Genomic DNA, 5,028 nt, shown 5'->3' with positions numbered 1-5,028 from the left:
TCCGGGTACAGGCTGCCAGGCCTGGCCTGCAATACCGGCGAGTCTGCCGCGCCACCGCTGAGTTCCACATAGGCAATGCCGGTCAGTCCCTGGGTTTTCAGCACCGCCACGGTATCCTCGCGGATGGGCGCGCCATATTGAATGGCAAACAACAGCCTGACCTGCTGCGGGTTGGCGCTGTCGAGCGCAATGTCCTGCACCTTGCCCACGTCAACGCCGTTGTATTTCACCGGCGCATTCAAATTGAGTCCGGCCACCGATTCGTCCATCACGGCCAGGTAAAGGTCGTATTTTTTCTGCCAGGAGCCGCCCGAGGCCAGCCACAGCACACCCGCGATCAGCGCGGCCCCCAGCACCAGTACAAAGGCGCCGACCAGGGTGTAGTTCACTTTGGTTTCGATGATGACTCCTTGGTTTGGGCACGGCCGCGCGCGCCTTCAAAAAATGGCCGGACCGTGGGCTGGTCCAGTTGTGCGAGCTCCGCCATGGAGCCCAGGCCTTGCACGGTGCCTTCGCCCAGCACGGCCACCCGGTCAGTCACTTGCCACAACAAGTCCAGGTCGTGCGAAATCATGACGATGGTGAGCCCGAACAGGTCGCGCAGATGCAGCACCAGTTCATCAACACCCCCAGCGCTTTCGGGGTCCAGCCCGGCGGTGGGTTCGTCCAGAAACAGCAGTTCGGGGTCGAGCGCCAGCGCCCGCGCCAGTGATGCCCGTTTCATCATGCCGCCACTGAGCTGCGCCGGGTACTGGGCACCCACTTCGGGCTTGAGGCCGGTCATGTCGAGCTTCCAGGCGGCAATCTCGTCAATCAGCTTGTCGCCCAGCCGTGTGTGCTCGCGCAGTGGCAAACCAATGTTTTCCAGCACGGTGAGCGAGCCAAACAGGCCGCCGTGCTGGAACATCACGCCCCAGCGCAGGCGCAGCTCCAGCGCAGCCTCACGCGACAGGTCTTGCAGGTCAACCCCCAGCACCTTGATGCTGCCCGCATCGGGGCGGCGCAACAGGATCATTTCGCGCAACAGCGTCGATTTGCCCGAACCACTGCCACCAATGATGGCGAAAACCTCGGCACGGCGCACCTGCAAATTGAGGTTTTGATGGACCACATGCGAGCCAAAGCGGGTGACAACCTGGCGCATGTCGATGACGAAGTCGCCCTCCCTGGCGGCGGCGCTATTGATGTCGTGGCTCATGTCACAAATCCAGCAGGCTGAAGGCAACCGAAAAGAGCGCATCGGCCACGATCACCAAAAAAATCGACTGCACCACACTGCGGGTGGTTTGGCGGCCCACGCTGTCGGCTCCGCCATGGGTGCGAAAGCCCTGAAAGCAGCCCACCAGCACGATGATGACGGCAAACACCGGCGCCTTGCCAAGGCCCACCAGGTAGGAGGTGATGCTGACCGCCTTGACCAGCCGGTCCAGAAATTCACCAAAACCCACCCCCAGCTGCACCTTGGCCATGATCATGCCGCCAAAGATGCCCAGGCCATCGGCAAATACCGTCAGCAATGGCAGCGCGATCACCAGTGCCAGGATTTTGGGCAACACCAGCAGTTCCTGCGGTTCTATGCCGATGGTGCGCATGGCATCAATCTCTTCAGTCACGCTCATGGTGCCAATCTGCGCCGCATAAGCCGAACCGGAACGTCCGGCCACGATGATGGCGGTGATCAGCGGGGCAAACTCGCGCAACATCGACAGGCCCACCAGATCCGCCACAAAAATATTGGCGCCGTACTGCCGGAGTTGGTCGGCACCCTGGTAAGCCACCACCACGCCCAGCAAAAACGACAGCAGGCCGACGATGGGCAAGGCATTAAAACCGGCACTGCGCAGGTTGAACAACACCACGCGCCAGCGGATGCGCGCCGGGTGCAGCAGCCAGTCAGCCAGCGCATGGGCGCTCTCGCCAATAAAGGTCAGCATGGCCAGCAACTGTTCGAAAGCACTGGCTGCGCTGCGGCCTGTGCTTTCGAGCACCGTTGGCACACGAGGCACTTCGGGCACTTCTTTATTGGCTTGCGCAACGGCATGTTGGCGCACGCCGTCCAGCAGTCCGGTAAATTCGGCTGGCAAGCCGCGCAAACTCAGCTCGGCCCCTTCGCCACGGGGCCTGGCCAGCAACTTGTGCAGCACCCACGCCCCGGCGGTGTCCAGGCCTTGAATGCCGGAAGCATCCAGGGTCAGGGGCTGTTGCTTGTCGGCATCACGCAGCAGCAGATCGTTCTCATGCTCACCCATGCCGCGCGCCGTCCAGCAACCCGACAGTGCGATGACTTGCGGGGTGCTTTGGGAAACGGCTGCAGGAGTCACTGAATTGGTTCTCATGAAGCCGCCAAGCCTACGGCCGGGGCCGGCGCGGGTCTGTGCGCAATCGCACAGATAAAAGAAGGCATTGCAGCCACAGTGTCACTTGGTTAACCAATTTATCGACTGGAGAACAAATGACAAGAAACCCTCTTGGCCTGCGCATTGCAAGCACCACTTTGGCCGGTGTGATGACGATTTACATGGCGGGCTGCAGCAAGGTTGAAGAACCCGCCCGCGCCCCGGCAGCCGAAACCACCATCGGCACTGAAATCGACGACAGCCTGCTCACCACCCGGGTCAAGGCGGCGCTGCTGGACAACATCGACATCAAAAGCTTTGACCTCAAAGTTGAAACCCGCAAGGGTGAAGTGCTGCTGAGCGGCTTTGTCGATAACCAGGCCCAGATTGACCAAGCGCTGACCATAGCACGTTCAGTGCCCGGGGTGGTGACGGTCAACAACGGCGTCAATCTCAAGGGCGCGGCCACCACGATTGGTACCAAGATCGACGACGCCGTCATCACCGCTCAGGTCAAGGCTGCCCTGATGGCCGACGACAGCGTCAAAAGCGCCGACATTGCCGCCGTGACCCGCGATGGCGTCGTCCAGCTCAGCGGCTTTGTCAACAACCAGCCGCAAATTGACCACGCGCTCGCCTTGGCCGGCGGCATCAAGGGCGTGGTCCGCATCAACAACGAGATGAGCGTTAAACACTAACCGGAGTAGACAAATGAAAACATTGAACAATTTGACAGCGCTTGCCGCTGTAGCGGGCACCTTGCTGCTTGGCGCCTGCGCCAACACGACCCCACTCAACAACACCAGCGCAGGCAATGCCTACCCGCAGCAGAACACCAGCAGCTACACGCAATATGGCGTGGTGCAGTCGATCGCCCTGGTGCCCCAGAACAGCTCCGGCACCCCCATCGGTGCGGGCGCCATCGCGGGCGCCGTGGTGGGTGGCATTCTTGGCAACCAGGTGGGCGGCGGCTCGGGTAAAACGGCCGCCACCGTGCTGGGGGCGGCAGGCGGTGCTTACGCCGGCCATGAGCTGGAAAAGCGCAACCAGACCCAACAAGGCAATGTGTACCAACTGTCAGTTCGCCTGAACAATGGCAGCTACCAGACCCTGACGCAAACCACCAACAACGACATCCGGGTGGGTGACAGCGTGCGCATCGACAACGGTGTCGCCCAGCGCTACTAAGCTTTATTGCAGCGAGACTTGCAAAAACACCGTCATTGCGATACGCAAGTGAAGCAATCCATGACTTCCGAATACATGGATCGCCGCGGCGCTGCGCGCCTCGCGATGACGAAATTCATGCTCGTTAACTGCTCTGCCGCAGGCGCACGTCACTGAGCAGGCGGTTGAGTTCCTTTTTGACCACGCCGTAACATTCGCAAGCGTGTGATTCCAGGCCAGCCCGGTCCAGCACACCAATGTGGCCGCGGCGGTAGCGGATGTAGCCCATGGTTTGCAGGTGTCCGGCCGCGTCGGTCACGCTTTCGCGGCGCACGCCCAGCATGCTGGCCACCAGTTCCTGCGTCATCACCAGCTCACGCTCGGGCAATCGGTCCAGCGTCAGCAGCAGCCAGCGGCACAATTGCTGCTCAACAGAATGGTGCCGGTTGCAGGCCGCGGTCTGGGCCATTTGCGTCATCAAGGCCTGGGTGTAGCGCAGCAGCAAGCGCTGCAACGGGCCGCCTTTGTCAAATTCCTGCTTCAAGATATGGCGATCCAGCCGGTAGCCGTGGCCTGCGGTTTGCACCACCGCCGAGCTCGAGGTGGTGTCGCCGCCCATGAACAGCGAAATACCCACCACGCCTTCGTTGCCGACCCCTGCGGTCTCGGCGGACGCACCCGATTCGGTCACATAGTGCAAGGACACGATGGAGGTGGTGGGGAAATAGGCATGGCGCATCTGCGTGCCGGGGTCGTAGAGCATCTGGCCCAATGCCAGCGGCACCAGTTCCAGGTCTGCCGCCAGGGCCTCGAAGTCCCGGGTCGGCAAGGCCGCCAGAAGATGGTTCTGATTGGGGTTGTGAAGGAATGACATGAATCGCCCTGCCTTTGTTGTTTTTAATTTTTATTTGAGTTTTGAGGTCAGCTCCACCCCAATGCCACGGTAGCCGACAAACCGGCTGCTGCTGTTGAACATGGGCTCGCCGCTGACTTGAAAGCTCTGCCTGCTGCCATCTGCCTTGACGCGGTGAAAGACAAAGTCAATAAAGGGTTGGCGATCGGCGATGGTGGCACGCAATCTGGAGCGCTCATCTTCATTCCAGCCGTCAGAGGACGTCACCGCGACCTCACCCCTCAAAGGCTCCACCTGAATCCCCAGCATCTCCAGCACCGGGCCTGAGACCTTGCTGAAGTGACCGTTTTCGTCCTGCTCCCAGTACCAATCCGAGGCCAGTTCGGTCAGACTGCGGTAGCGCGCCTCGCTCTCACGCAACTCGGCCGTGCGCTCGGCCACCGTGGCTTCCAGCTCTTTGTTGTAATCGGCCAGTTTTTTGTACAGCAAGCGGACTTCGAGCATGTTGTGGATGCGCGTCTTGACCTCGACCAGGTCAAACGGCTTGCTGATGAAGTCCTTGGCCCCGGCCGCCAGCGCGCGCAGCTTGTGACCCGGTTGGGCGGTCAGCACAATCACCGCCAGGTAGTCATCGGTGACGTTGGTCTTGAGGCCTTCCATCACCTGAAAACC

At 61.0% G+C, this 5,028-nt stretch carries 7 protein-coding genes; 2 read left to right on the top strand and 5 right to left on the bottom strand.

The genetic code is table 11. From position 1 onward, the window contains the following. From NDI87_RS16500 to NDI87_RS16490, 3 genes are all read right to left on the bottom strand, one after another. Positions 1-389, bottom strand: a 389-nt coding sequence (locus NDI87_RS16500) for an MlaD family protein (RefSeq protein WP_296276656.1), incomplete at its 3' end; no start/stop codon positions are given. Further along, positions 386-1,198, bottom strand: coding sequence for an ATP-binding cassette domain-containing protein (locus tag NDI87_RS16495; RefSeq protein ID WP_296276654.1), 813 nt, complete (start codon positions 1,196-1,198; stop codon positions 386-388). The genes NDI87_RS16500 and NDI87_RS16495, both read right to left, overlap by 4 nt. A gap of 1 nt (position 1,199) precedes the next feature. Beyond that, positions 1,200-2,336 carry an MlaE family lipid ABC transporter permease subunit gene (locus tag NDI87_RS16490; RefSeq protein WP_296276652.1) on the bottom strand — a complete coding sequence of 379 codons (1,137 nt, stop codon included), beginning with the start codon at positions 2,334-2,336 and terminating at the stop codon, positions 1,200-1,202. Positions 2,337-2,452: 116 nt separating this feature from the next. On the opposite strand from NDI87_RS16490, the gene NDI87_RS16485 reads away from it, so the two are divergent. Beyond that, positions 2,453-3,034 carry a BON domain-containing protein gene (locus tag NDI87_RS16485; protein WP_296276650.1) on the top strand — a complete coding sequence of 194 codons (582 nt, stop codon included), beginning with the start codon at positions 2,453-2,455 and terminating at the stop codon, positions 3,032-3,034. A 13-nt stretch (positions 3,035-3,047) separates the two neighbouring features. Further along, positions 3,048-3,524, top strand: a complete 477-nt coding sequence (locus NDI87_RS16480) for a glycine zipper 2TM domain-containing protein (RefSeq protein ID WP_296276647.1) — start codon at positions 3,048-3,050, stop codon at positions 3,522-3,524. A gap of 124 nt (positions 3,525-3,648) precedes the next feature. On the opposite strand, the gene NDI87_RS16475 is transcribed toward NDI87_RS16480, so the two are convergent. Both NDI87_RS16475 and NDI87_RS16470 read right to left on the bottom strand, forming a co-directional pair. After that, a complete protein-coding gene (locus NDI87_RS16475) occupies positions 3,649-4,377 on the bottom strand; it encodes a Crp/Fnr family transcriptional regulator (RefSeq protein WP_296276645.1) in 729 nt (242 codons plus the stop codon). 30 nt (positions 4,378-4,407) lie between these two features. Beyond that, a partial coding sequence (locus NDI87_RS16470) for a PAS domain S-box protein (RefSeq protein WP_296276643.1) occupies positions 4,408-5,028 on the bottom strand: 621 nt, incomplete at its 5' end.

It is taken from the genome of Rhodoferax sp. (assembly GCF_023701345.1).
Taxonomy (GTDB): Bacteria; Pseudomonadota; Gammaproteobacteria; order Burkholderiales; family Burkholderiaceae_C; genus Rhodoferax.
This window is presented reverse-complemented; position numbering and strand designations above follow the sequence as displayed.

What these genes read in the sequence shown, in the direction of transcription:
- NDI87_RS16480 (WP_296276647.1), top strand. Translation starts at nt 3,048, where the DNA reads ATGAAAACATTGAACAATTTGACAGCGCTTGCCGCTGTAGCGGGCACC.
- NDI87_RS16475 (WP_296276645.1), bottom strand. Translation starts at nt 4,377, where the DNA reads ATGTCATTCCTTCACAACCCCAATCAGAACCATCTTCTGGCGGCCTTG.
- NDI87_RS16490 (WP_296276652.1), bottom strand. Translation starts at nt 2,336, where the DNA reads ATGAGAACCAATTCAGTGACTCCTGCAGCCGTTTCCCAAAGCACCCCG.
- NDI87_RS16495 (WP_296276654.1), bottom strand. Translation starts at nt 1,198, where the DNA reads ATGAGCCACGACATCAATAGCGCCGCCGCCAGGGAGGGCGACTTCGTC.
- NDI87_RS16485 (WP_296276650.1), top strand. Translation starts at nt 2,453, where the DNA reads ATGACAAGAAACCCTCTTGGCCTGCGCATTGCAAGCACCACTTTGGCC.